Here is a 20880-nt window from a genome sequence, read left to right as displayed (position 1 = left end):
CTACCGATCAGCGTCGGTGTACTTGATGATGCCGCGAATATTCTTGCCATCCAGCATGTCCCGGTACCCCTGGTTGACTTCTTCCAGGCTGTAGGACCGGGTGACCATATCGTCGAGGTTGAGCTGTCCGGCCTGGTACATGCGCAGCAGGCGCGGAATGTCGTGGCGCGCGTTGCCGCCGCCGAAAATACAGCCCTTCACCGTCTTCTGGAGCATGGACAGCAGGAAGTTGTTCATGCGGACCTCGAAGGCGTCCATCCGACCCATGGAGGTGATGACGAGGGTGCCCGCCTTGGCGGTGAGCAGCAGTCCTTCCTCCACGTAGTCGCCGTGCATCTCGCCCATGGTCAGGATGACCTTCTCGGCCATCCGCCCCTCGGTGGCCTCCATGAGCGGCATGAGCGCCTCGCCCATACTCGGGTAGGTGTGGGTGGCCCCGAACTTCTCGGCCTGCTCGCGTTTCCACGGATTCGGATCGATCGCGACCACTTTGGACGCGCCGGAGAGCACCGCGCCCTGCAGCGCGCTCAAGCCGACACCGCCGATGCCGACGACGACGGCGGTCTCACCGGGGCCGATCTGCGCCATGTGGGTCGCGGATCCGAAACCCGTTGGCACGCCGCAGCCGACGAGGCAGGCCACTTCGAACGGGATGGTCGGGTCGATCTTGACCACCGAGGTGTGGTGCACGGTCATATACGGCGAGAAGGTGCCGAGCAGACACATCGGGATGACGTTCTGTCCGCGCGCCTGGATCCGGTAGGTGCCGTCGCTGACGGCCTGTCCCGACAGCAATCCCATGCCGAGGTCGCACAGCGCCATATGTCCGGCGACGCAGGCCGGGCAGCGACCGCAGGCGGGGATGAACGAGAGCACCACGTGGTCGCCGACCTGGAGATCGGCGGGGACGTTGGGACCGAGTTTGGTGATGACTCCGGCCCCTTCGTGCCCGCCCATCACCGGGAACGACGGCATCGGGGTCGCGCCGGTGACGATGTGGTGGTCGGAGTGGCACATCCCCGCGGTCTCCAGTTGGATCTGTACCTCACCGGCGACCGGATCGCCGATCTCGATCTCCTCGATCGACCATTCCTGGTCGATGCCCCACAGGATGGCGCCCTTCGTTCTCATTCCCGTCGCCCTCTCGCATGCGCGTGCTTCAATGTGACTGCACCCACAGTACGAGAAAAGTGAAACGCGTTCTAGTCCTGTCCAGAAAATCCCCTGCCACTCCCGAGAACGACTAGCGAACGCGTTCTAGATCGTAGGCAGGGTGCACCAGGTCGTGAGGAGATCCCGTCACGCCATCAAGCGGTGCGCCTTCTCGAAGAGTTCGAGGGTGATCGCGTGCAGGAAATCGCCGGTCTCCTTGGGCGCTTTGCCCGCGAACGCGCGCGCGTGCGTCCCCTCCAGCACGATCCCGAGTTTGAAGCAGGCCAGCACCGTGTACCACGGGACGGCGCTCAGATCGCGATCGGAGAATCGGCCGTAGTGCTCGGTCATCGCCGCGGGCGTCGGCAGACCGCCCACCGCGCCGAGCTTTCCGAGCAGGGCCGCGAGCGTGGTGCCGGGATCCGGGCGGGTGGCGATCTGCCAGCCGAGGTCCAGCAGCGGATCGCCGATCGTGGACATCTCCCAGTCGACCAGCGCGGCCACCCTCGGCTCGTCGTAGGCGAAGAGAATATTGGCCAGGTGGCAGTCGCCGTGCAGGATGCCGGGGGTCCACCGTGCGGGACGGTTGCGATCCAACCACTCCCCGACCTGTTCGAGGCCGGGAATCTCCGGTCCGGGATATCCCGCGTTGGCGGAATAGGATTCGAGTTCGCCGAACCAGCGCGACACCTGACGCTCGAGGAAGCCCTCGGGTTTGCCGAAATCGACGAGACCGACGGCGGTGTAGTCGACGGCGCCGAGTCGGGCGATGGCCTCCACCGCCGACAGGCCCATCAGCCTGCGCGCCTCAGGATCCTCGGCGTAGCGCGGGGGCAGTTCGTTCTGCGGGTTGAAGCCCTCGATCGGCTCCATCAGGTAGAAGACGGCGCCGATCACCGATTCGTCCTGGCAGGCAGCGATGACACGCGGGGCGCGCACATCGGTGCCATCCAGCGCGGTGAGCAGCCTGGCCTCGCGCCGGATGACGTCATTGCTCTTGGCGCGCAGATGTTTCGGTCCGCGCCGCAGCACGAAGTCGCGCCCGCCGCGCTGGAAGCGCAGCATGATGTTCTGGGTGCCACCGCCCAGCGCCTGCACCCTGGTGAACGCACCGGCGGGCAGGCCCCGATCCTCCATCCACCCGCCGACGGCGGCGAAATCGACGACGTCCTGATCCACCTCGACGGGTTGCGCTACAGACATGTCCCACATTGTGCACCATCCGCGCCGAGCAACTGAGGTCAGGCGACCACAGTTCTCCGAATCGGCGGGGCGTAGGCTGAGGCCGCCATGCGCACGCTGCTCATCGATAACTACGACTCGTTCACCTACAACCTGTATCAACTGATCAGCGAGGTGAACGGCGTGGAGCCGACCGTGGTGCGCAATGACGTCGCACCGGATTCGGTGCGACTCACCGACTTCGACAGTGTGGTCATCTCCCCCGGCCCCGGCAGACCGGATGTGCCACGCGATTTCGGCATCTCGGCCGCGGTGATCCGCGAGTGCGAACTACCGCTGCTCGGGGTCTGCCTCGGCCATCAGGGGATCGTGCTCGCCGAAGGCGGGCTCGTCGGTCCCGCGCCCGCACCGCGCCACGGTCATCCGGAGCCGATCGAACACGACGGCAGCGAGTTGTTCCACGGTCTGCCGCAGGGTTTCACCGCCGTCCGCTATCACTCGCTGTGCGCGCTGCGGCCACTGCCGGACACCCTCGAGGTCACCGCGCTCGCGCCCGACGGGGTCGTCATGGGTGTACGGCATCGGGAGCGGCCGCAGTGGGGTGTGCAATTCCATCCGGAGTCCATCGCAGGCGAATACGGTGCCGCGCTGCTGCGCAACTTCGCGAAACTCAGTGCGGTGCGGCCTGTTTCGCACGGCTTCCCGACGGTCCCCGTGCTCGGAACGCGCGTTGGAACCCCCGAGCCGCCGTGGCTGGTTCACCACGAGGTCATCGAGCGACCGATCGATACCGAGGCCGCCTTCCTGCGGCTCTACGGCGATTCGGAAACCGCCTTCTGGCTCGATAGCGAATACGTCGAACCGGGACTGGACCGCTTCTCCTTCCTCGGCGACGCGGGCGGTCCCGGTGCGGAGGTGGTGCGCTACCGGGTCGGCGCGGGCGTGGTGGTGGAATCCGCCGACGGCCGGCGCCGCACCGTCGACGGCGACATCTTCGACTACCTCGGCACCCAACTGCGGCGGCGCCGAGCCGAAATACCGGAGCTGCCCTTCGATTTCGCGGGCGGCTACGTCGGCTATCTCGGCTACGAGGTGAAGGCGGACTGCGGCGGGCGGGCCGCGCATCGGGCCGAGACACCCGACGCGCAATGGATTTTCGCCGACCGACTGGTGGTGGTGGATCATGTCGCGGGCCGCACCCATCTGCTCGCGCTCACCGCGCCCGAACCGGATGCCGTTCGGGCGGGCGCGGATTGGCTGCGCGACACCCGCGAAATCCTCGCCGCCCTGCCCACCTGGTCCAATCCGGCCGAACTCGCGGTGCGCGCCGACCTGGACGCGGTGGCCGCCCGGCTCACCAGGGGCCGCGCGCAGTACCTCGCCGATATCGCCACCTGTCAGCAGCGCCTGCGGGCGGGCGAATCCTACGAGATCACCCTCACCGACGGCCTCGTCACCGACGCCGCGATCGGCGGCCTGGATCTCTATCGCACACTGCGGCGCTGCAATCCCGCACCGTATGCCGCCTACCTGCGCTTCGCCGATCTGGAGATCGCCTGCTCCTCCCCCGAGCGTTTCCTCAAGATCGATCGGGCCGGAGTCGTCGAGAGCAAACCCATCAAAGGCACCGCCCCGCGCGGCGCCACCCCCGAACAGGACGAGCGGCTGCGCCGCGAACTGGCCGACAGTCCCAAGACCAGGGCCGAGAACCTGATGATCGTCGACCTGCTGCGCAATGATCTCGGCCGCGTCTGCCGCATCGGCTCGGTGCACGTACCCGAACTCATGGCCACCGAGACCTACACCACGCTGCACCAACTGGTTTCGACGGTGCGCGGTCGGCTGCGGCCGGAACTCGATGCCGTCGACTGCCTGCGGGCCTGTTTTCCCGGCGGATCCATGACCGGCGCCCCCAAGCTGCGCACCATGGAGATCATCGACGAGTTGGAAACCGAGGCGCGCGGAGTCTATTCGGGCACCATCGGCTTCCTCGGGCTCGGGGGCACCGCCGATCTGAATATCGTCATCCGCACGGCGGTGCGGCAGGCGGGACGGTGGCGGATCGGCGCGGGCGGGGCGATCGTCCTCGAATCGGATGCCGAGGACGAATTCCGGGAGACGGTGCTCAAAGCCGCGGCGGTCTACCGCGCGGTCGACCACCACACGCCGTAGGCCGGGCAGGTCCCGCTCGGCGTGTCGGAGGGGCGTGGCATAGTTCGAGCACGATGAGACTCAGCAGGGGTGCCAACGCACCGATTCCGACATCGCTTCTGGCCGTGGTCGTTTCATGGCATTCCGCGCACGCCGTCGACGCGCACGCGCTGCTGCTCGACAGCACCGACGCGGTGCGCACGGATCGGGATCTGGTGTTCTACAACGCCCCGCGCCACATCTCCCAGGCCGTCACCCTGGACCAGGAACCCGCCCCGCGCACGGCCCGGCTCAGTGTCTCCCTGCCGCGCACCGAGGCGGCTATCCACCGCATCGTGCTGGCCGGATCCGTGGACGAGGGCACCTTCGCCGATCTCACCGGCCTCACCCTCACCGTGCACGACGCCGACGGACCGGCACTGGTTTTCGAGATGCCCGCACCGGATCCGGTGGCGGCCATGATGTTCGGCGAGTTCTACCGCCGCGACGAGGGCTGGCGCTTCCGCGCGGTCGCCCAGGGGTGGGATACCGGGCTCTGCGGCCTGATCGCCGAATTCGGCGTCGACACAGTCGATTCCCGTGGACGAGCCCCGGTCGATGCTACGACGAACCGCCCAGCACGCCCGGTGGATCTGAGCCGACGAGTGATCGATGCTCCCCCACCACCGCCACCGAATCCGGAACGCGCCGACTGGCATCCGGATCCGGAGGGCTCTGCGCGCCTGCGATGGTGGGACGGCGAGCAGTGGACCGGCGATACCCACACCCCGCCCCCACTCGATCCCCAGCGATGTGCGCGCTGCGGGGTCCCTTTGCGCCGCAAACTGTTCGGTGGCACCGCGCCTTGCGGTCGCTGCGCCGAACAGACCGAGGAATTCCTGACCCACTGGCAGACCAGGGCACGCCGGGTGCTGGCCGGTCCCGGCGTCGGCGGTCCGGAATGGGCCGACCTGTGGGCGGCGCTGCGCTATCAGCGGATAACCGAGGGCCACGGCCGCGCGGCGCTGCGCGATCTCGGACTCGATCACGCGGAACGATTGGTGGCCTTCGCCTTCGCCGACGGCCAGGTCGAACAGCACGAACTCGACGCCTTCGAACTCGCGGCCGCGGAGTTCGACCTGCGCGGCCCGCTGGTGGAGGATCTGCGCCGACGCATGCAACGCGGGCACACCCTCTCGCGGCTGCGCTCCGGCGATCTGCCGACGGTCCGCACCCCCGGCCTGCATCTGGATTCGGAGGAGCGGGTGCATCTCGACATCCCGGCCGTCCACGTCCGGCAATTGGCGCGCGGCCCGAAGACCACGGCGGGCCGCCTGCTGGCCAGCAATAAGAAGCTGCGCTTCGTCGGCACCGGTGCCGGAACCGAAATGCCCTGGTCCCGAGTAGTTTCCGTACATGTCGCCAACGACGCCGTCGTCCTGGACGCGACCTCGGCGCGCGGCGGCGCCACCTTCGAGGTGGACGATCCCGACTATGTGGCCGCCGCGCTGGAAGGCGCGCTGCGGGTGGCCAAGCGCCTGGTCCTCGCACCGGGCCGCCTCGACACCCGCTCCATCCCGCAGGAAGTCAAAGCCGAGGTCTGGCAGCGCGACGGCGGCCGATGCGTGGAGTGCGGCAACGGCCACTACCTCGAATTCGACCACATCATCCCGCTCAGCCGCGGCGGCGCCACCAGCGCGAGCAACCTCCAGATCCTTTGTCGCTCGTGCAATCGATCGAAGGGGGTTCGGATCTAAAACCCCAGATTCCGTCCCAGGTCGGCCAGCATCGCCTCGAACAGGATCTCCGGATTCGCCAGTGGGATCGGGTAATTCCCGAACACCTCGAGGGTGACGTGACCGTAGAGCCTGGCCCAGGTCTGGATCATCAGGTAGGTCACCCCGAGGTCGAGCTTCTCGGCCGGGAACTTCTGACCGGATTCCGCGACGGCCGCCAGCAGTTCGGTCTGGAAGTGGGCCAGATCCGCGCGCAGTTCCGGCGGAATGACCTCGGTCGGCGGGGTGCGAATGTCGTAGGCCGTCAGCAGTCGGCCCGCGGCCGCGAGGAAGATCCGTCCGAAGGGTTCGTCGAAACTGCCCGACCGATCCGCGCCCGGCGAGGCGAAGACGAGGGTGAACTCACCGGTGTGCTCGAGCGCCCAACGCCGGAAACCCTTGCAGATGGCGAAGAACTGGAGCGCCGGGTCCTCGGGGAGCGTTGCGATCTCGGCGGCCAACTCCGCGGCCAGATCCGCGCAGAATTCGCGGCGCAGACCGTTGAGCAGGTCCTCGAGGGAATGGTAGTGCCGGTACAGCGCGGGCGCGGTGACGCCGAGTTCGCGGGCGATGGCCCGCAGTGTCACCGCGCCCGTGCCTTGGCCTACCAGCAGCTCGCGGGCGACGCGGCGGATATCGACCGCGCTGACCAGGGGCGATCGACCGCGCGTTCTGGACTCAGTCACCCCATGATTCAAGCGTATTCGACATCCCAGCGTTTAATTCCGTTCAACCAGCCCGACCGCAGCCGCACCGGTTCGGCGAGCTGACGCAGGTTGGGCATGGCCTCGGCCAGGGCGTTGAACATCAGGTCGATCTGGAGCCGGGCCAGGTTCGCGCCCACGCAGTAGTGGGTTCCGGTGCCGCCGAAGCCGACATGCGGGTTCGGATCGCGCAGCACGTCGAAGGCGAACGGGTCGGCGAAGGCCTCCTCGTCGAAATTGGCCGAACTGTAGAACAATCCGACCCGCTGACCCGCCTTGATCTCCTGACCGCCGATGACGGTGTCGGTGGTCGCGGTGCGCTGGAAGGCCGTGACGGGAGTGGCCCAGCGGACGATCTCGTCGGGCGCGGTGCGCGGGCGCTGCGCCTTGTACAGCTCCCACTGCTCGGGATGGTCGACGAAGGCCTTCATACCGTGGGTGATCGAATTGCGGGTGGTCTCATTGCCCGCGACCGCGAGCAGGATGACGAAGAAGGCGAATTCGTCGGAGCCGAGGTGCTCGCCGTCGACGTCGGCGTTCACCAACTGGGTGACGATATCCTCGGCCGGACACTTGCGCCGCTGCTCGGCCATATTCCAGGCGTACCCCATGACCTCGGCGGTGGCGGCGTAGTGGTCGCCCTTGAACTCCGGATCATCGTAGGAAATCATCTGATTGGACCAGTCGAAGATCTTCTTGCGATCCGCCTGCGGCACCCCGATGAGTTCGGCGATGGCCTGCAGCGGCAGTTCGCACGCCACCTGTTCGACGAAGTCGCCGTGCCCGGAGCGCTTGGCCTCGTGCACGATTCGCGCGGCGCGCTCGGTGAGGGCGGCGCGCAGGCTCTCCACCGCGCGCGGGGTGAAACCCTTGGAGATGATGCGGCGGATCTTGGTGTGCTTGGGCGGGTCGAGATTCAGCAGCAGCATCGAGCCGAGCATGTCGATCTGCTCGCGCGTCATATCCTCGTTGAACCGGATGATGGCGGTATTGCGCTGTGCGGAGAAGATCTCGGGTTTCTTCGAGATCTCCTTGATGTGCTCGAGTTTGGAGACCACCCAGTATCCGCCGTCGTCGAATCCGCCGGCGCGGCCGGATTGGGCGCACCACCAGACGGGCGCGGTCCGGCGCAGCTCGGCGAACTCGGCGATCGGTAGCCGGGCGGCGAGCAGGTCCGGGTCGGTGAAGTCGAATCCCGAGGGAATCGCGGGCGAGGTGACGGTCACGGCATACTCCTCCGGTCTGGCACTGGGCGCAGACCTCACGACACTGTGTGGAACATGTTCCAATCGATATCGAAGCACAGATCGACGGCGCGTGAACACCGTTTAGTAAAACCCGTTTATTTTTGAGGCCGCCACCTCGCTCGCGGCGCTAAGTGCCGATTATGGCGTTCATGATGGTGCCCGCGCTGGTGGCGACGACACCGCCCGCCATCGCGCCCGCGACCATCTTCGGCGACTGCAAACCGCCACCGCTCCACTTCTCCCAGGCGAAACGCCCGCCGGCGTAGACAATGCTGACACTGCCCGACAGGATGGCGAACCAAGTCAGGTAGCGCACCAATTGCGTGATCTTGTCCGCCAGCGGCGGCGCCTGCGGAGTGGGGTTACCGATCTGCGCCAGCGTCGTGAAAGTCTCCCCCAACGACGTCAAGATGATGCTCACCGTCTGCTCCCTATTCCTGTCCGGCCAGTGGATCGAACCGCAGGGTACCCAAACATGTTCGGCTGCCGCTGAATTCGATCGTTGTCGAGGATACGGGCAAGGGTACGTCGCCACCCCCTCCACCCGTGCGAATGTGCCGGAATCCGTTGCGCCAACCCATCGCTCGGACCGCGTCGTCCGTCGAGCGAATCCATCATCCAGCAAACACGGCAACTCGGGCAAGGGCCGGTAGGCTCTGGTGTTGCGTACCAAGGCGTCTGCACCACTGCCCGCGGGCCGATACCATTCGGTCAGCGAACCCGTCCCTGTCCCGAATCCGGAATGAGCAGCTCACGATGATCCTCGCCGCCGCATACGACACCCTGCTGGCGCAGATCGGTAACCCGACTCCGCAGGCGCCCCCGGTGTCCGACAAGATCCTCCAACTGGTCCGCTACCTCACCTGGTTCGTTTTGCTGTCCGGTATCTGCGGCATCGTCTACGCGGGCGGCCGCTTCGCATGGGAGAAGTGGTCCGGCGGCGGTCTGGAATCCCCGAAGATGGTGGCGGGCGCCATGATCGGCGGCGTGGTCGCCACCAGCGCGGGCACCATCATGAGCGCCGTCATCGGCACCTAGGGCCGGTGTCGAACCCTAGGAGCCGCAGTCCTTTCTTGCCGCATAGTCGAATTCGATCCGTTCGCGCAGATTCCGTTCGGTGTGTCGGACGGCCGGGCCGATGAAGGCCCGCAGTACGCGATCGAGCGCGAGTCCGGCCAGGCCGCCGGGCACCTTGTAGTCGACCACGGCGTCGATCCTGGTGGCTTCGGCGTCCAGCGGCTGGAAGGTGAAGCGCAGCGTGCCCTCAATACCCTTGCGCACCCGCAGTGTCACCACCGCGTCGCGCGCCCACTCCACCACCTCGCCCTGCAGGTGCAGGGTGGTCGGCCCCAGATTCAACGCGGTATCGAATCTCGCGCCCACCCCGCTGGTCTGCGCGCCCAGCGGAGTGAAGTGTTTGACGCCGAACATCCAGTCCGGCACGTGGCGATAGTCGTCCACGTATTCGAACGCGGCCTCGATCGCCGCCCGCGCCGTAGCGCCGACCTCCACATGCCCCATCCGACAACCCTTCCAGACAAACTGGCTAGAGCCTATTGCTCTATTGCCCGGCCCGCTCGACGAATTGGGAATCGTCGATCTCAGCTCCCTCCTATATCCCGCTCCTACCCTGGCATTCATGCAGACACCAGGGTGGAACGAGGACCCGGAGCTCGAACGGCCCCACATCTCCCCCGAGGATCCCGCAGGCTCGGACGCGTGGCGACTACCCGGCGCCCGCCAGGGCGAGCGCCGCGGACATTTCACACCTCGCGATCCCTATCGGGGGCGGCTGCGGTGTCGTGAGTCGCGGTAGATCAGGCATCGGGCAACCAGCTCCCGTGGAAGCCGAAGGGGACGCGGCGGGGTAGGTGGATGGTGGCCACGGCGGGCACGGTGAGGTCGTCCGCATCGACGATGACCAGATCGCTGCGGTCGGTGGCGGCGTCGTACACGTAGGTCATCAGATAGCCCGCGCCGCCGGGCCGCGCGTCGGCGGCGGCGAATGCGGCCTCGCCAGGAGTGCGTCCCGGTCCGAATTCGTGGGCGACGGTGGCCCCGGCGCTCAGGTCGTAGCGCACGAGCGCGCCGCCGGTCGTGCGTCCGATCGGATTGCCGACATCGGTGGCGTGGCCGAAGCGGGCGGCAACGCCGACGAGGCGGTCGTCCAGGCGCGGGAATTCCGTTGCGCGGTCATCCAATTGTGTCTCGGTGACCGTGCCCGATACGAGATCGATGGTCCACCGCCACAGGGTGGCCGCATCCACATCGTGCGAACTCGACGCCCAAAGCCGGTCGTAGCGCGAGACATACAGGACGATGCGTCCCGGTTCGTCGTGTCCGTTGAGGACGTGGAAGACGTAGCACGGGTCGATATCGAACCAGCGCACCGCACCTTGAGGATCCTCGCGCCGCAGCACGCCCAAACGCGCCGGATAGGTTTCGCTCCAGTGGAAGGGCATACCCTCGGTCTGCCTGTCGAAGACCACCGGGAGATCCATGAAGACAACATGTTCGGCGGTGAGGTTGAAGTCGTGGTGCATGGTCGGCCCCGGCACCTCGATTTCCCGGCTCAACACCAGGTTTCCGGCAGCATCCGCCCGGTGGTACACCAAATAGGGCTCGCGCGCGTCCATTCCGAAGAAGTGCAGTTCACCGGTGACCGGGCAGGTCTTGGGATGCGCGGTCATGGCGGTGCGCAGTTCGCCGTCGAAGTCGTAGGGGCCGACAGTGTCGAGCTCGCGGGTCAATTCGTAGGGATAGGACGATTCGACCAGGGCGAGGGTGCGGCCCGCGTGCCGGATGACGTGGGTGTTGGCCAGACCGGCGGTGAGGTCGCGGGTGCCGTCGGAGCGGCGATTGCGGATGCCGTCGGTGAAGGTGCTGGTGCGGACCCACCGGTTGCGATAGGAGGTGGCCCGGCCGCCTTCCACGCGCACGCCGTGCACCATGCCGTCGCCGAGGAACCAGTGGGCGGAGGCGGCGGCCGCCGGGTTCGGGCCGTTGCGCAGGTACCAGCCGGACAGCTCCGGCGGGATCGCGCCCGTCACGGGGAGATCCATTTCCGTCAACTCATCGGGCACCGGCGCGAAATTGCCTGCGAGATGGGGCGCGGTCATGAGTGGGAACCTCTTTCTACAAGGCGTGGCCCGCAGCGCGGCCTTTTGCCTGCATGTGGGCGACATAGCGGATGGTGAAGATCATGGGAATCGCGAAGGCGGCGACCTGGGTCGGAATCCGCAGCGCCGCACCGGAATGCGCGAGTAGGACCAGGGCGAGCGCACCGAGCGCGAAGCTCGCCGTCCACACCGCGGTGATCAGGTAGTTCATCCGAAGGAAGATCGGATGGTCCCAAATCTCGCGCGGGGTCGTCTGTTTGGCGATGCCGAGGGTGAACGGCACACGCACGGCTATCGAGACGCCCGCGATCAGCGCCAACACGCCGTTCGACGCAGCGGCGCCGTAGGCGTGCAGCGGGCTGTTGGGGACAGCGAAGGCAAGGACGGTGAGCGCTACGAAGAACAGGGCGGTGCCCGCGTCGAGGATCAGCGCGTCGAGCCGATGACCCGCTCTGGTCCGCCGCGCGATCTCCACCAGGGACAGCACCAGCGCGGCCAACGCGCCCCACTGCCAAAACCGGTCGGGGACAAGAGCGTAGACGACCCAGGGGGCAAACGTGCGCAGGTATGACATGACGAAATCCCTCGATATTCCTGTTTTGACATGTCGAAGATAGAACCTCCTGTCTCGACATGTCAATACTGGAATGTAAGATGATCGGCATGAGTCTCCGGTACGCCGTCCTCGGCCTGCTCGCCGATGGGCCGGGCAGCGGCTACGACCTGCTGAACAAGTTCAAAATCTCCCTCGGCAACGTCTGGCCCGCCACGCAGAGTCAGCTGTATGGCGAACTCGCCAAACTCGCCGAGGCCGAGCTGATCGCGGTCACCGACGAGGGTCCGCGCGGACGCAAGGAGTACTCGCTCACCGAGGCGGGTCGCACCCAACTGCGCGAATGGCTCACCACCACGAAATTCAAGACCCCCACCCGCAATGAGATGCTGCTGCGGGTGTTCTTCCTCGGCGTGGTCGACCCCGAGCAGGCTCGGGACTACCTCAGTGGAATCGAACAGGCAGCCGCGAGAGGACGACGCGAACTGGACGAGATCGATGCCCGGATCGACTGGGACGAAGATGATTTCTCCACCTTCGGCCGCATTGCCATGGATTGGGGTAAGCGGTTCTGGGCAATGAACGAGGAGTGGGCGCGCTGGGCGCAGGCCGAACTTGATGGCCGCTGACGTCTATTGCGTACGTAGCCCACCGAGATACAAAGCCAGGAAGCGTTGCCACGCTCCCGGCTCATCCCCGCTCGAATCGCGGATGATCTGGGAGATGGCCGAGGTCAGTGCGGCCAGATCCGCCAGTCCGTAGTCCGCACGCAACCGGCCCGATCGCTTCGCCCGCTCCATGATGCGCTCGGCGTTGACAATGCCGCGTCCACACGCCTCGGCCACCCCCTTGGCCTCCGGATAGCGCTGGGCCAGTGCGTCATTGAGGCCGCGATCCTGCGCCTGCAGGGCGTACAGGCCCTCCAGGAAGTGGACGAAGCCCGACCAGGCGTCCGGCTCGGCCAGCGCCGCTTCGGCGATACGGTCCAGCGCCGCAAGGCGTTGCGGGAAGATCGCGTCGAAAAACGCCTCCCGCGTGGGGAAGTGAGCGTAGAGCGTGCCGATGCTGACCTCCGCGCGGCGAGCGATGTGCTCCAGCGGCGCGTCGAGCCCCCGCTCGCCGAAGACGGCGGTGGCGGCCGTCAGCAGCTTGTCGCGATTGCGGGCCGCGTCCGCGCGCAGGGGTTTGGTCATGCGGCCCATTCTACAAAGTCGAGGCATCCCTCGAGATCAATGCTAATGTCGATTAAGTCGAGGTTTGCCTCGACTTAATCCTCCGAAAGGGTCATGCCATGCCTACCGCCGTTGTCATCGGGGTCGGTCCCGGACTCGGGATGTCGATCGCGCACCGATTCGGGCGCGAAGGGTTCGCGGTCGCACTCATCTCGCGCACCGCCGACCGTCACCCCGGCTATCTGTCCACCCTCGCCTCCGCTGGAATCGAGGCACGCGCCCTGACCGCGGACGTGCGCGATACCGAAGCGCTCCGCGCGGCGCTGACCGATATCGGCCCGGCGGATGTCGTCTACTACGGACCCGCCAATATGGGGCAGAACGCGCATCTGGGGCCGATTGCCGAAACCGGCGCCGAATCCGTTCGGGGCGCGATGAGTTGGATGTACCCCGCCGTGGAGACCGCACAGGCGGTGCTGCCCTCGATGCTCGAAAAGGGCAGCGGAGCACTATTTTTCGCCGGCGGGTTGAGTTCCGTGCTGCCCATGCCGCAACTGGGCGCGCTCGCCGTCTCCTCCGCCGCGCTGCGCAACTATGCGCTGACCCTGCATGCGGGAGTCGCCGAAAACGGCATCTACATAGGCACTCTCACCATTGGCGGTCTGATCGAGCGGGGCGATATCCACCAGCACGTCACCGCGCATCCCGAAACCTACGGCGACACAACCGGACATACGCTCGACCCGGATGCCGTCGCCGAGATCGCATGGCGGCTCTACCGCGAACGCGACCGCGCGGAGGAAGTGTTCAACGTCTTCTCCTGAGCGTCCACGCTTGGGCGATGTCGGCGAGGTCCCACCATGAGACATGGTGGGAGTCTCGGGAAGTCAGCGTCCAGTTGTGCTCGAGGGCGGTGACGAACGGTGCGTCGCCGGTCTTTCCGCCGCTGGGCTCACCACCAACTCCGCGCGCCGCCGCGCCGTCAAGTCGAGCACCGCCGCCTCCCGTCGACATCGCCCTCCGTATCGCCCCGGTCAGCGTTAGGGTGCGTGCGTGATTACCGTGATCGTGGTCATCGTCATTCTCGTCATCGTCGCGGTCATAGTCCATTTGGCGAGCCGCCCACCCCGCGACGACGACCGTTGACCCTCACACAGACCGCAGCACCACCACCGCGATCGGCCGCTTCGTCATCTTCTGATACGCGGTGTACCGCCCTTGATTCACCTTGTCCACGAGGGCGAATCGCCGCGCATAGTCCGGATCCGACGGATACGTCGCCGTAGCCACCACCGGAATCCGTTGCCGCCCAACCTGAATCTCACACTCCGGCCGCGCCTTCACATTCGCCAACCACCCCGGCGGCCGCGGCGACCCCCCATTCGAGGCCGTCACCAAATACGCATCCCCATCCCGCCCATAGGTGAGCGCATTGGTCCGCGTCTGCCCCGTCTTGCGCCCCACCGTCCGCAACAGCAGCGTCGGATTCCCGAACAGCAGCCGATGCCCGAGCACCCCATCGGTGTGCTCATACACCCACTGGTGCCCCTTCAACACATTCCCCAACAAGCCGGCCATACACCAACCTCCCAGTACGTCCTGACCGCCCAACCCTAATCCCTCCCCACCCGCAACTGGCACCAACCACCCCCTACCCGGTACCATCCACGCAAGCTGCGTCCCCGCAGCACGGGGCGGTAGCTCAGTCGGTTAGAGCCGTGGACTCATAATCCATTGGTCGCGGGTTCGAGCCCCGCCCGCCCCACCAAACGGGTCATTGCACGAACCGACCCTGATGGGGCCGATGTCGCATCTGCGGTATCGGCCCCATTGTCGTTTTCGGGTTGCGGTATGCGGAATGTCGGGACGAGTCGATCGGGGCCGAGGATCTTGACCTGGGCGACCAAGGTCTCGATCAATGCTTTCGTCTGTGTGTGGTCGCCGCCGATGATGATGTCGCCGATGTAGTCGGCGACTTCGTCCAGAACGCGCGGTTCGGGGACGGAAGGCACGTTCGTCAGATCGGCGGCGAGTTGATCGCGTCGGGTGACGAGTTGTGTTGTCTTGGCCCGTAGTTCGACCAATCGGTTGGCGAGCAGTTCCGGGTCGAGGGCACCAGTTTCGAAGGCCGTTAGGTAGCGGTCGGTCGCTTGCTGGACTTTGGTCAGTTCGGCGGTGACCGCGGCCAGTTCGGTGCGTGTGTCGTTGCCGGCGGCGCGGTGTCGGTGTCGTGCGGCGGTGACCGCTTCGCCGATCAAGTCGTGACGGGTGCGGTAGAAATCGGCGAGCGCCTCGAGGACGGCCTTGTCGACCGCGTCGGCGTCCAGCCGGGTGAAGTCGCACTTGTGCTTGTCGTAGCGATTGCGGGCGAAGCAGGTGTAGTAGCGGTACGAGCGATTGCGGCCGGTGGCACGGGTACCGACCATCGCGTGGCCACAGCTGGTTCAGCGCAGGCGGCCGGTGAGCAGATAGTCCGACGGCCTGGGAAGCTGGGGGAAGCTGTCCGGGTGAGCCAGATACAACGCGTCGGCCACCATCGTCTTGCCCGCGTTGTTCATGCCGACCAGAACGGAAATCCGTCCAGGCAGTTCGCAGGTGAGATCATCCTCGGCACCCGCTCGAAAACCGTGCACGACAACACGATTCAAGTACACGCAGTCTCCCCGCTTGCTTTGTTCCCACGCCTCAATGGTCCGGCCGAACGGAATCTACCTGGATTCGCTCATCTGGTCGATGATCTTCAGCGTCTCCGAGCTGACGGTGGTGATTCGCTTGATGAGCTCGACGATGTAGGTGGGGCCGGAGTGCTCGTCGCTCCAGTCGTTGGGATCGTTGACGATTCCCGATGCCTTGTCGTCCTTCACCTGATAGCGGTCGATAATCCAATCGAGCGCGCTGCGGGAGCCGAGCATGTAACCCTGGGCATTCTCGGGGATGCCGGCGATCGTAACCTTTGGGTTGTAGACGATTGTGGTGCGGTCAGTCTTCGACTTCCACTTCAGCTTCTGGACCCGCCAGGTCTCGCGGTCGTTCGTATCAGTCCCCGCCTTGAATTGGACGTCAAGGGGATACGGTTCGATGGTCTCGTAGTTCACATGCAGATCTGCTAGTCCCCGGCCAGCCGCAACGAGTGTCTCGAAACGTTCCAGCGATGTCGGGGTGGGGATACGCGGAAGCATCTTCTTAAGGTCCGCCGCGTAGGTTTTGCGGTAGACGGGGTCGTGCAGGAGGCCGTATACGTAGTAGAAGATATCGTCCTTGCTGACCCGATCTCCGACTGCCGCGCGGTAGAGAAAGAGGATTTCATCCGTGATGTTGTCGATCTTGTAGTAGCCATATTCATCGATGTCGCCGGCATCGATGGAATCGAAATTCAGTTCACCCTCAGCGGATTCGGCCTTACGGTAGGTCCAGCGAGGGAAGAACTGGACAGTATATGTAAAGAACGACAGGTCAGGTATGAGGTCGGTCGCGAGAGCCGCGAATTCAGTTCCTTCGCGAGGTGCCATCACCATGAAGCCGATGTTCTTGTGGTGCGGGGTCGGGAACATTAATGGGAGCTGTGATCGCTCGTGGTTTAGGTGCCGGTCAAAATATGCGTGCTGGGCGTTGAATGGCCGGTAATGGCCTGCGATGAGACCCTCGGGATGAAATGCGATTCTAGTTCCACGAGCCAAGTGGGTTCGGAGACTCCGTGACCATTTGATGTAGTCGGCTTGTGCTACGTCGGGATTCGCGGCGAGAAAATCGGCAACGGTCGCTTCGTTCGGCTTGGTGATGCCAGCGGCGCGGCAGAAGTCAGCGAATGAGGCGCGCTGGGCGTTGTAGTTTTCGATCATCCGGTGCGTATTCGCCGAGAGATTGGCACTGGAGTAATTGTAAACCCACGCGTCACGGTTCGTCTGCAAGCCTGCCGAGAACGTGGAGAACACAGTGGCCTGCCCCTGTCTTGAGGGCTTCTCACCTATTGCGGGCCAGCTCAGGTACTCCTCGTCACGCTGGTTGGTCCAGTCGTTGTGTTGGTTGGGAGTGATTGTCTGCCAGTCGATCTCATTGAGAGGTGTGTCCGCGAGGATCTGAAGCTTGTCGTCGCGGGTCAGGTAGTCGCCGATGTCGCGGTATCGGATGTCGCAAGGGCCGCTGTGCGCTGGGTCCTTGATGCCGATGAAGATGGCGACGGTGTTGCGGCTGCCTGAGCCGAAGATTTTGCCGCCCTCCTTACGGGAGAGTTCTCCTGCGGTTCGTTGGTTCCCGCGCAGGTTGTAGACGTAGATGCGGGAGTATTCGGCGGCGAGGGAGTGGCGGATACCATCGGCGGTGTTGCCGTCGATCCAGCCACCATTGGAGACGAATGCCACGATACCGGTGTCGCCGATACGGTCGCTGGCCCATCGGAAGGCGCGCAGGTAGGAGTCGTAGAGGCTGTTCTTGTTGGTGGCCGTCGAGTATTTGGCGTAGGTGTTTTCGATGCGACTGTCGAGGGTGGGGTATTTGATGTTGGCGTTGAGGTCGTTGGCGCTGGTCTGGCCGACCGAGTATGGAGGGTTGCAGAGGATGACGTTGATGTGTGTCTCAAGCTGACGGGTGATGCGCGCGTTGTTCTGCGGGAACATGAGTGCATCGAGGCTGTCGCCGTGTTCGCTGATTTGGAAGGTGTCGGCCAGGACGATGCCGGGGAACGGCTCGTAGGCGTCGGTATCCTCGGTCTTCCCCGTGAGGGCGTGGTAGGTGGTTTCGATATTGACGGCCGCGATGTAGTAGGCGAGCAGCATGAGTTCGTTGGCGTGCAGTTCGCTCGCGTACTTGCGGGCCAGGTCGCTCGGGAGGATGAGCCCGGATTGCAGTAGGCGGGTGATAAAGGTTCCGGTGCCGGTGAACGGGTCCAGGATGTGGACGTTGTCGTGGGTGAGGCCGCGGCCAAAGGCGTCCCTCAGGGCGATATCGGCGGCGGTGAGGATGAAGTCGATGACTTGCCACGGGGTGTAGACGATGCCGAGGGCATCGGCTTGTTTCTTGAAGCCGATGCGGAAGAACTTTTCGTAGAGCTCTGCGATGATCTGCTGTTTGCCCTCGGCCGTGGTGATTTCGGCGGCACGCATCCGCACCGAGTCGTAGAAGCCTTGCAGTTGGGCGGTCTCGGCTTCCAAGCCTGCGCCGCCGAGGGTGTCGACCATGGACTGCATGACGCGGGAAACCGGGTTGTGGGAGGCGAAATCGTGGTCGGCGAACAGGGCGTCGAAGACGGGCTTGGTGATCAGGTGCTGCGCGAGCATGCTGATTGCGTCGTCGCGCGTTATGGAGTCATTGAGGTTGTCACGCAGGCCCTGTAGAAATGCGTCGAAGGCATCAGTGACTGCCGGTTCCGCGTCTTTGAGAACGCTGTTGATCCGGATGATCAGAGTGGCCGCGATATCGGCGACATCGGCGGCCCACTCCTCCCAGTAGACGCGGGTGCCGACCTTGTCGACGATGCGTGCGAAAATGGCTTCTTGCCAGTCGGAAAGGGAGAACAGCGCCATCTGCTGAGCGATCGCGGTGCCGGTCTGGGCATCGGCAGCAGGGGTGTTGGTGGTGTCGGTGGCGGGGTTACCGGTATCGATGCGTTCGTCGGTATCGGTGGTGGGGCCGATGTGGGCACCGAGAAGCCGGTCGGTGCCCCTGCCGGTGCCGGGGTCGCCGGTATTGAGATTGATGGAGTTGACCATCGCGTTGAAGCGGTCGTCATGGGCGCGCAGGGCATTGAGGACCTGCCAGACGACCCGGAAGCGGCGGTTGTCAGAAAGTGCTTGTGCAGGGCTGATTCCCGAGGGAACAGCCACGGGAAGGATAATGTAACCGTAATCCTTACCCTCCGAGCGACGCATGACGCGGCCTACGGACTGCACGACGTCGACCACGCTGTTGCGGGGATGAAGGAACATCACCGCGTCTAGTGCCGGGACGTCCACGCCTTCGGACAGGCAGCGGGCATTGGTGAGGATGCGGCATTCGCCTTCGGGGATAGGCGCCTTCAGCCAGGACAGTTTCCGGTTGCGTTCCAGGGCATTGAAGGTCCCGTCGACGTGTTCTACCTCGCAGTGTAGGTCGATATTGGTGCGGTCTGCGGCATCGTTGTTCTCAAGCAGATCTCGGTAGGCGTCGACCACTGCCGGAAAGACCCTGGCGACTCCCTTGGAGTCGGCGATATCGGCGGCGAAGGCGACCGCCCGCCGCATAGGAGGTTCCCCGACCGCGAAACCGAGACCGCCGTCCGGAGTTTGACCGGCACGTTTGGCAAGCCCGTTCCAACAACCGACGATCTTGGACGCGTCGTCGAGTTGCAGTTCGCTGTGCTCGCCAGCCAGCTGCTGCTGCATCGGGGAGGCGATGAGTTCCTCGTCGACGGTCAAGACCAGCACCTTGTAGTCGGTGAGCAGGTTCCGGTCGACGGCCTCGCCGAAGGACAGGCGATGGAACTCCGGACCGAAAACGGACTCGTCGTCCATCGAGGCGAGCTCCGCGCCGTGCTCGTCAGCCTGATCCTTCGCGCGTTCGTCGTAGATGCGCGGTGTGGCGGTCATGTACAGGCGGCGCGTGGACTTCAGATAGTCGGCGTCGTGTACCCGGACAAAGTTCGATTCATCCGCGCCCGCCGCCGTGACGCCAGTGGTGCGGTGCGCTTCATCGCAGATCACCAGATCAAAGGCATCCACACCGTGACCATGTTGCGCCTCGGCCACCACCGGCAGCGACTGGTACGTGGTGAACACGACAGTCAGCCCTTTGGCGCGTCTGCGGTGCGCCATCTCCTGAGCGAGTTTCGTCGCGTCGGTAGTGACGGGGATCGCGACATCGTGGACCCGGAAATCCTCGGCAGCTCGGGAAACCTTCGTATCCGAGCAGACGGCGAATGCCCGTAGGTCCAGTCGCGTTTGCGCAGTCCACTCGCGAAGAGTCTGTGAAAGCAACGAAATCGACGGGACACAGAACAAAACCCTTGCTGCACCGCCGTTTTCGTGCACCGTGCGTTCCGCGATCTGCAGCGCGGTGAAGGTCTTGCCAGTACCGCAGGCCATGATCAGCTTGCCGCGGTCATGACCGGTGCCGAACCCCTCGAACACCTTCTCGATCGCAGTGATTTGATGCGGGCGTGGCTCGTTGCGAGTGGCCGGGGCGAGGGAGAACAGCACCTCGCCCCCAGGCCACGCAATGTCCCAGTCGATCGGTGAATCGGCGATATCGGCCAGGCTGAGCCGTTCCACCGGGATCAGCTGACCGTCGAGCGCATCCTCGGCGTGCTTGCTCCAACGATCTGTCGTGGAAATGATCAGCCGGTTGGTGAAGGGCTTCTTGCCCGAGGCAGTGAAGAACGAGTCGATATCTTCCTTGGCCAACTGGTGGGCCGGGTCATAGAACTTGCACTGGATCGCGGTGCACTCATCGGAGTCTCGCTCCCTGGCCACCAGATCGATACCGGTGTCGGGCTTGCCGTCGCGTCCCGGCCAGTCTTTCCATCGCCATACCTGGTCGTACTGCTGGGTGAGCAGAGGATCATGCTGGAAGTACCGGACCATCAGCTCTTCGAACTTGATTCCGCGTTCCGCGTTGTTCGGAATCTGCCGAAGCACCTCGATGACCTCATGCACCGATGCCATGCCCGACTACCTCTCACCCAGTCCGGCGCTCGTAGCGCCCAAGTCCAATGCTGTGACCCACGACAGTACCGGTCACGACCTCCGGGCGACATCGCGACTCACAGCAGACCGCTCCATCCGGATCCTCGTATCCGATCGAGATGTGATCCGTGAACGGCCTTGAGCCAGTTAATATTCCGCGATTCCCCGCAGCGCTTCCGCTCGACGTGGGC

18 protein-coding genes and 1 tRNA gene are annotated in these 20880 nt (G+C 64.9%); 6 read left to right on the top strand and 13 right to left on the bottom strand.

Features of this window, described 5'->3' with window-relative positions:
* Both D5S18_RS29790 and D5S18_RS29785 read right to left on the bottom strand, forming a co-directional pair.
* Positions 1-1131, bottom strand: coding sequence for an NDMA-dependent alcohol dehydrogenase (locus tag D5S18_RS29790; protein WP_120044416.1), 1131 nt, complete (start codon positions 1129-1131; stop codon positions 1-3).
* Between the two features lie 168 nt (positions 1132-1299).
* Positions 1300-2355, bottom strand: coding sequence for a phosphotransferase family protein (locus D5S18_RS29785; RefSeq protein ID WP_439651186.1), 1056 nt, complete (start codon positions 2353-2355; stop codon positions 1300-1302).
* Positions 2356-2442: 87 nt separating this feature from the next.
* On the opposite strand from D5S18_RS29785, the gene pabB reads away from it, so the two are divergent.
* Positions 2443-4506: an aminodeoxychorismate synthase component I gene (gene pabB, locus D5S18_RS29780; RefSeq protein WP_120044414.1), complete on the top strand. Its 2064-nt coding sequence runs from the start codon at positions 2443-2445 to the stop codon at positions 4504-4506.
* 53 nt (positions 4507-4559) lie between these two features.
* Positions 4560-6221, top strand: a complete 1662-nt coding sequence (locus D5S18_RS29775; RefSeq protein WP_120044413.1) for a TerD family protein — start codon at positions 4560-4562, stop codon at positions 6219-6221.
* On the opposite strand, the gene D5S18_RS29770 is transcribed toward D5S18_RS29775, so the two are convergent.
* From D5S18_RS29770 to D5S18_RS29760, 3 genes are all read right to left on the bottom strand, one after another.
* Positions 6218-6925, bottom strand: coding sequence for a TetR/AcrR family transcriptional regulator (locus D5S18_RS29770; RefSeq protein ID WP_120044412.1), 708 nt, complete (start codon positions 6923-6925; stop codon positions 6218-6220). The genes D5S18_RS29775 and D5S18_RS29770 overlap by 4 nt on opposite strands.
* Before the next feature lie 8 nt (positions 6926-6933).
* Entirely contained in the window at positions 6934-8169 is a 1236-nt protein-coding gene (locus D5S18_RS29765) for a cytochrome P450 (protein ID WP_120044411.1), read from the bottom strand.
* A gap of 148 nt (positions 8170-8317) precedes the next feature.
* Positions 8318-8611 carry a hypothetical protein gene (locus tag D5S18_RS29760; protein ID WP_120044410.1) on the bottom strand — a complete coding sequence of 98 codons (294 nt, stop codon included), beginning with the start codon at positions 8609-8611 and terminating at the stop codon, positions 8318-8320.
* 335 nt (positions 8612-8946) lie between these two features.
* Here D5S18_RS29760 and D5S18_RS29755 point away from each other — a divergent pair, with 335 nt between their 5' ends.
* On the top strand, positions 8947-9228 hold the full coding sequence (locus tag D5S18_RS29755) for a hypothetical protein (protein WP_120044409.1): 282 nt from the start codon (positions 8947-8949) through the stop codon (positions 9226-9228).
* Between the two features lie 15 nt (positions 9229-9243).
* Here D5S18_RS29755 and D5S18_RS29750 read toward each other — a convergent pair whose 3' ends face one another.
* From D5S18_RS29750 to D5S18_RS29740, 3 genes are all read right to left on the bottom strand, one after another.
* Positions 9244-9711 (bottom strand): SRPBCC family protein, encoded by a 468-nt coding sequence (locus tag D5S18_RS29750; protein WP_158608026.1) that lies wholly within the window; start codon positions 9709-9711, stop codon positions 9244-9246.
* Positions 9712-10007: 296 nt separating this feature from the next.
* Positions 10008-11309, bottom strand: coding sequence for a carotenoid oxygenase family protein (locus D5S18_RS29745; RefSeq protein ID WP_120044407.1), 1302 nt, complete (start codon positions 11307-11309; stop codon positions 10008-10010).
* Positions 11310-11325: 16 nt separating this feature from the next.
* Entirely contained in the window at positions 11326-11883 is a 558-nt protein-coding gene (locus D5S18_RS29740) for a DUF3159 domain-containing protein (protein WP_120044406.1), read from the bottom strand.
* 89 nt (positions 11884-11972) lie between these two features.
* On the opposite strand from D5S18_RS29740, the gene D5S18_RS29735 reads away from it, so the two are divergent.
* Positions 11973-12491, top strand: a complete 519-nt coding sequence (locus tag D5S18_RS29735) for a PadR family transcriptional regulator (protein ID WP_120044538.1) — start codon at positions 11973-11975, stop codon at positions 12489-12491.
* Between the two features lie 3 nt (positions 12492-12494).
* Here the strand turns inward: D5S18_RS29735 and D5S18_RS29730 are convergent, their stop codons facing one another.
* Positions 12495-13055: a TetR/AcrR family transcriptional regulator gene (locus D5S18_RS29730; protein WP_203236972.1), complete on the bottom strand. Its 561-nt coding sequence runs from the start codon at positions 13053-13055 to the stop codon at positions 12495-12497.
* A gap of 98 nt (positions 13056-13153) precedes the next feature.
* Here D5S18_RS29730 and D5S18_RS29725 point away from each other — a divergent pair, with 98 nt between their 5' ends.
* A complete protein-coding gene (locus D5S18_RS29725; protein WP_120044404.1) occupies positions 13154-13858 on the top strand; it encodes an SDR family NAD(P)-dependent oxidoreductase in 705 nt (234 codons plus the stop codon).
* 325 nt (positions 13859-14183) lie between these two features.
* On the opposite strand, the gene D5S18_RS29720 is transcribed toward D5S18_RS29725, so the two are convergent.
* Positions 14184-14612, bottom strand: coding sequence for a nitroreductase/quinone reductase family protein (locus tag D5S18_RS29720; RefSeq protein WP_120044403.1), 429 nt, complete (start codon positions 14610-14612; stop codon positions 14184-14186).
* A gap of 113 nt (positions 14613-14725) precedes the next feature.
* On the opposite strand from D5S18_RS29720, the gene D5S18_RS29715 reads away from it, so the two are divergent.
* Positions 14726-14802 (top strand) — tRNA-Ile (locus D5S18_RS29715).
* Here D5S18_RS29715 and D5S18_RS36480 read toward each other — a convergent pair.
* The 3 genes from D5S18_RS36480 to D5S18_RS29705 all read right to left on the bottom strand — a co-directional run bounded on the left by D5S18_RS36480 (position 14759) and on the right by D5S18_RS29705 (position 20668).
* On the bottom strand, positions 14759-15460 hold the full coding sequence (locus tag D5S18_RS36480; RefSeq protein ID WP_203236990.1) for a recombinase zinc ribbon domain-containing protein: 702 nt from the start codon (positions 15458-15460) through the stop codon (positions 14759-14761). The genes D5S18_RS29715 and D5S18_RS36480 overlap by 44 nt on opposite strands.
* 18 nt (positions 15461-15478) lie before the next feature.
* Positions 15479-15667 carry a hypothetical protein gene (locus tag D5S18_RS35480; protein WP_203236971.1) on the bottom strand — a complete coding sequence of 63 codons (189 nt, stop codon included), beginning with the start codon at positions 15665-15667 and terminating at the stop codon, positions 15479-15481.
* Between the two features lie 75 nt (positions 15668-15742).
* A complete protein-coding gene (locus D5S18_RS29705) occupies positions 15743-20668 on the bottom strand; it encodes a DEAD/DEAH box helicase (RefSeq protein WP_120044402.1) in 4926 nt (1641 codons plus the stop codon).
* Positions 20669-20880: the final 212 nt, after the last annotated feature.

It is taken from the genome of Nocardia panacis (assembly GCF_003598715.1).
Taxonomy (GTDB): domain Bacteria; phylum Actinomycetota; class Actinomycetes; order Mycobacteriales; family Mycobacteriaceae; genus Nocardia; species Nocardia panacis.
Note: the sequence above shows the minus strand (reverse complement) of the source record. Positions and strands in the feature narration are given on the sequence as shown.

Excerpts from the sequence above, each read along its gene's own strand:
- D5S18_RS29720 (WP_120044403.1), bottom strand. The coding sequence starts at position 14,612 with ATGGCCGGCTTGTTGGGGAATGTGTTGAAGGGGCACCAGTGGGTGTAT.
- pabB (WP_120044414.1), top strand. The coding sequence starts at position 2,443 with ATGCGCACGCTGCTCATCGATAACTACGACTCGTTCACCTACAACCTG.
- D5S18_RS29740 (WP_120044406.1), bottom strand. The coding sequence starts at position 11,883 with ATGTCATACCTGCGCACGTTTGCCCCCTGGGTCGTCTACGCTCTTGTC.
- D5S18_RS29775 (WP_120044413.1), top strand. The coding sequence starts at position 4,560 with ATGAGACTCAGCAGGGGTGCCAACGCACCGATTCCGACATCGCTTCTG.
- D5S18_RS29755 (WP_120044409.1), top strand. The coding sequence starts at position 8,947 with ATGATCCTCGCCGCCGCATACGACACCCTGCTGGCGCAGATCGGTAAC.
- D5S18_RS29750 (WP_158608026.1), bottom strand. The coding sequence starts at position 9,711 with ATGGGGCATGTGGAGGTCGGCGCTACGGCGCGGGCGGCGATCGAGGCC.
- D5S18_RS36480 (WP_203236990.1), bottom strand. The coding sequence starts at position 15,460 with ATGGTCGGTACCCGTGCCACCGGCCGCAATCGCTCGTACCGCTACTAC.
- D5S18_RS29785 (WP_439651186.1), bottom strand. The coding sequence starts at position 2,355 with ATGTCTGTAGCGCAACCCGTCGAGGTGGATCAGGACGTCGTCGATTTC.
- D5S18_RS29705 (WP_120044402.1), bottom strand. The coding sequence starts at position 20,668 with ATGGCATCGGTGCATGAGGTCATCGAGGTGCTTCGGCAGATTCCGAAC.
- D5S18_RS29725 (WP_120044404.1), top strand. The coding sequence starts at position 13,154 with ATGCCTACCGCCGTTGTCATCGGGGTCGGTCCCGGACTCGGGATGTCG.
- D5S18_RS29730 (WP_203236972.1), bottom strand. The coding sequence starts at position 13,055 with ATGACCAAACCCCTGCGCGCGGACGCGGCCCGCAATCGCGACAAGCTG.
- D5S18_RS29735 (WP_120044538.1), top strand. The coding sequence starts at position 11,973 with ATGAGTCTCCGGTACGCCGTCCTCGGCCTGCTCGCCGATGGGCCGGGC.
- D5S18_RS29790 (WP_120044416.1), bottom strand. The coding sequence starts at position 1,131 with ATGAGAACGAAGGGCGCCATCCTGTGGGGCATCGACCAGGAATGGTCG.
- D5S18_RS29745 (WP_120044407.1), bottom strand. The coding sequence starts at position 11,309 with ATGACCGCGCCCCATCTCGCAGGCAATTTCGCGCCGGTGCCCGATGAG.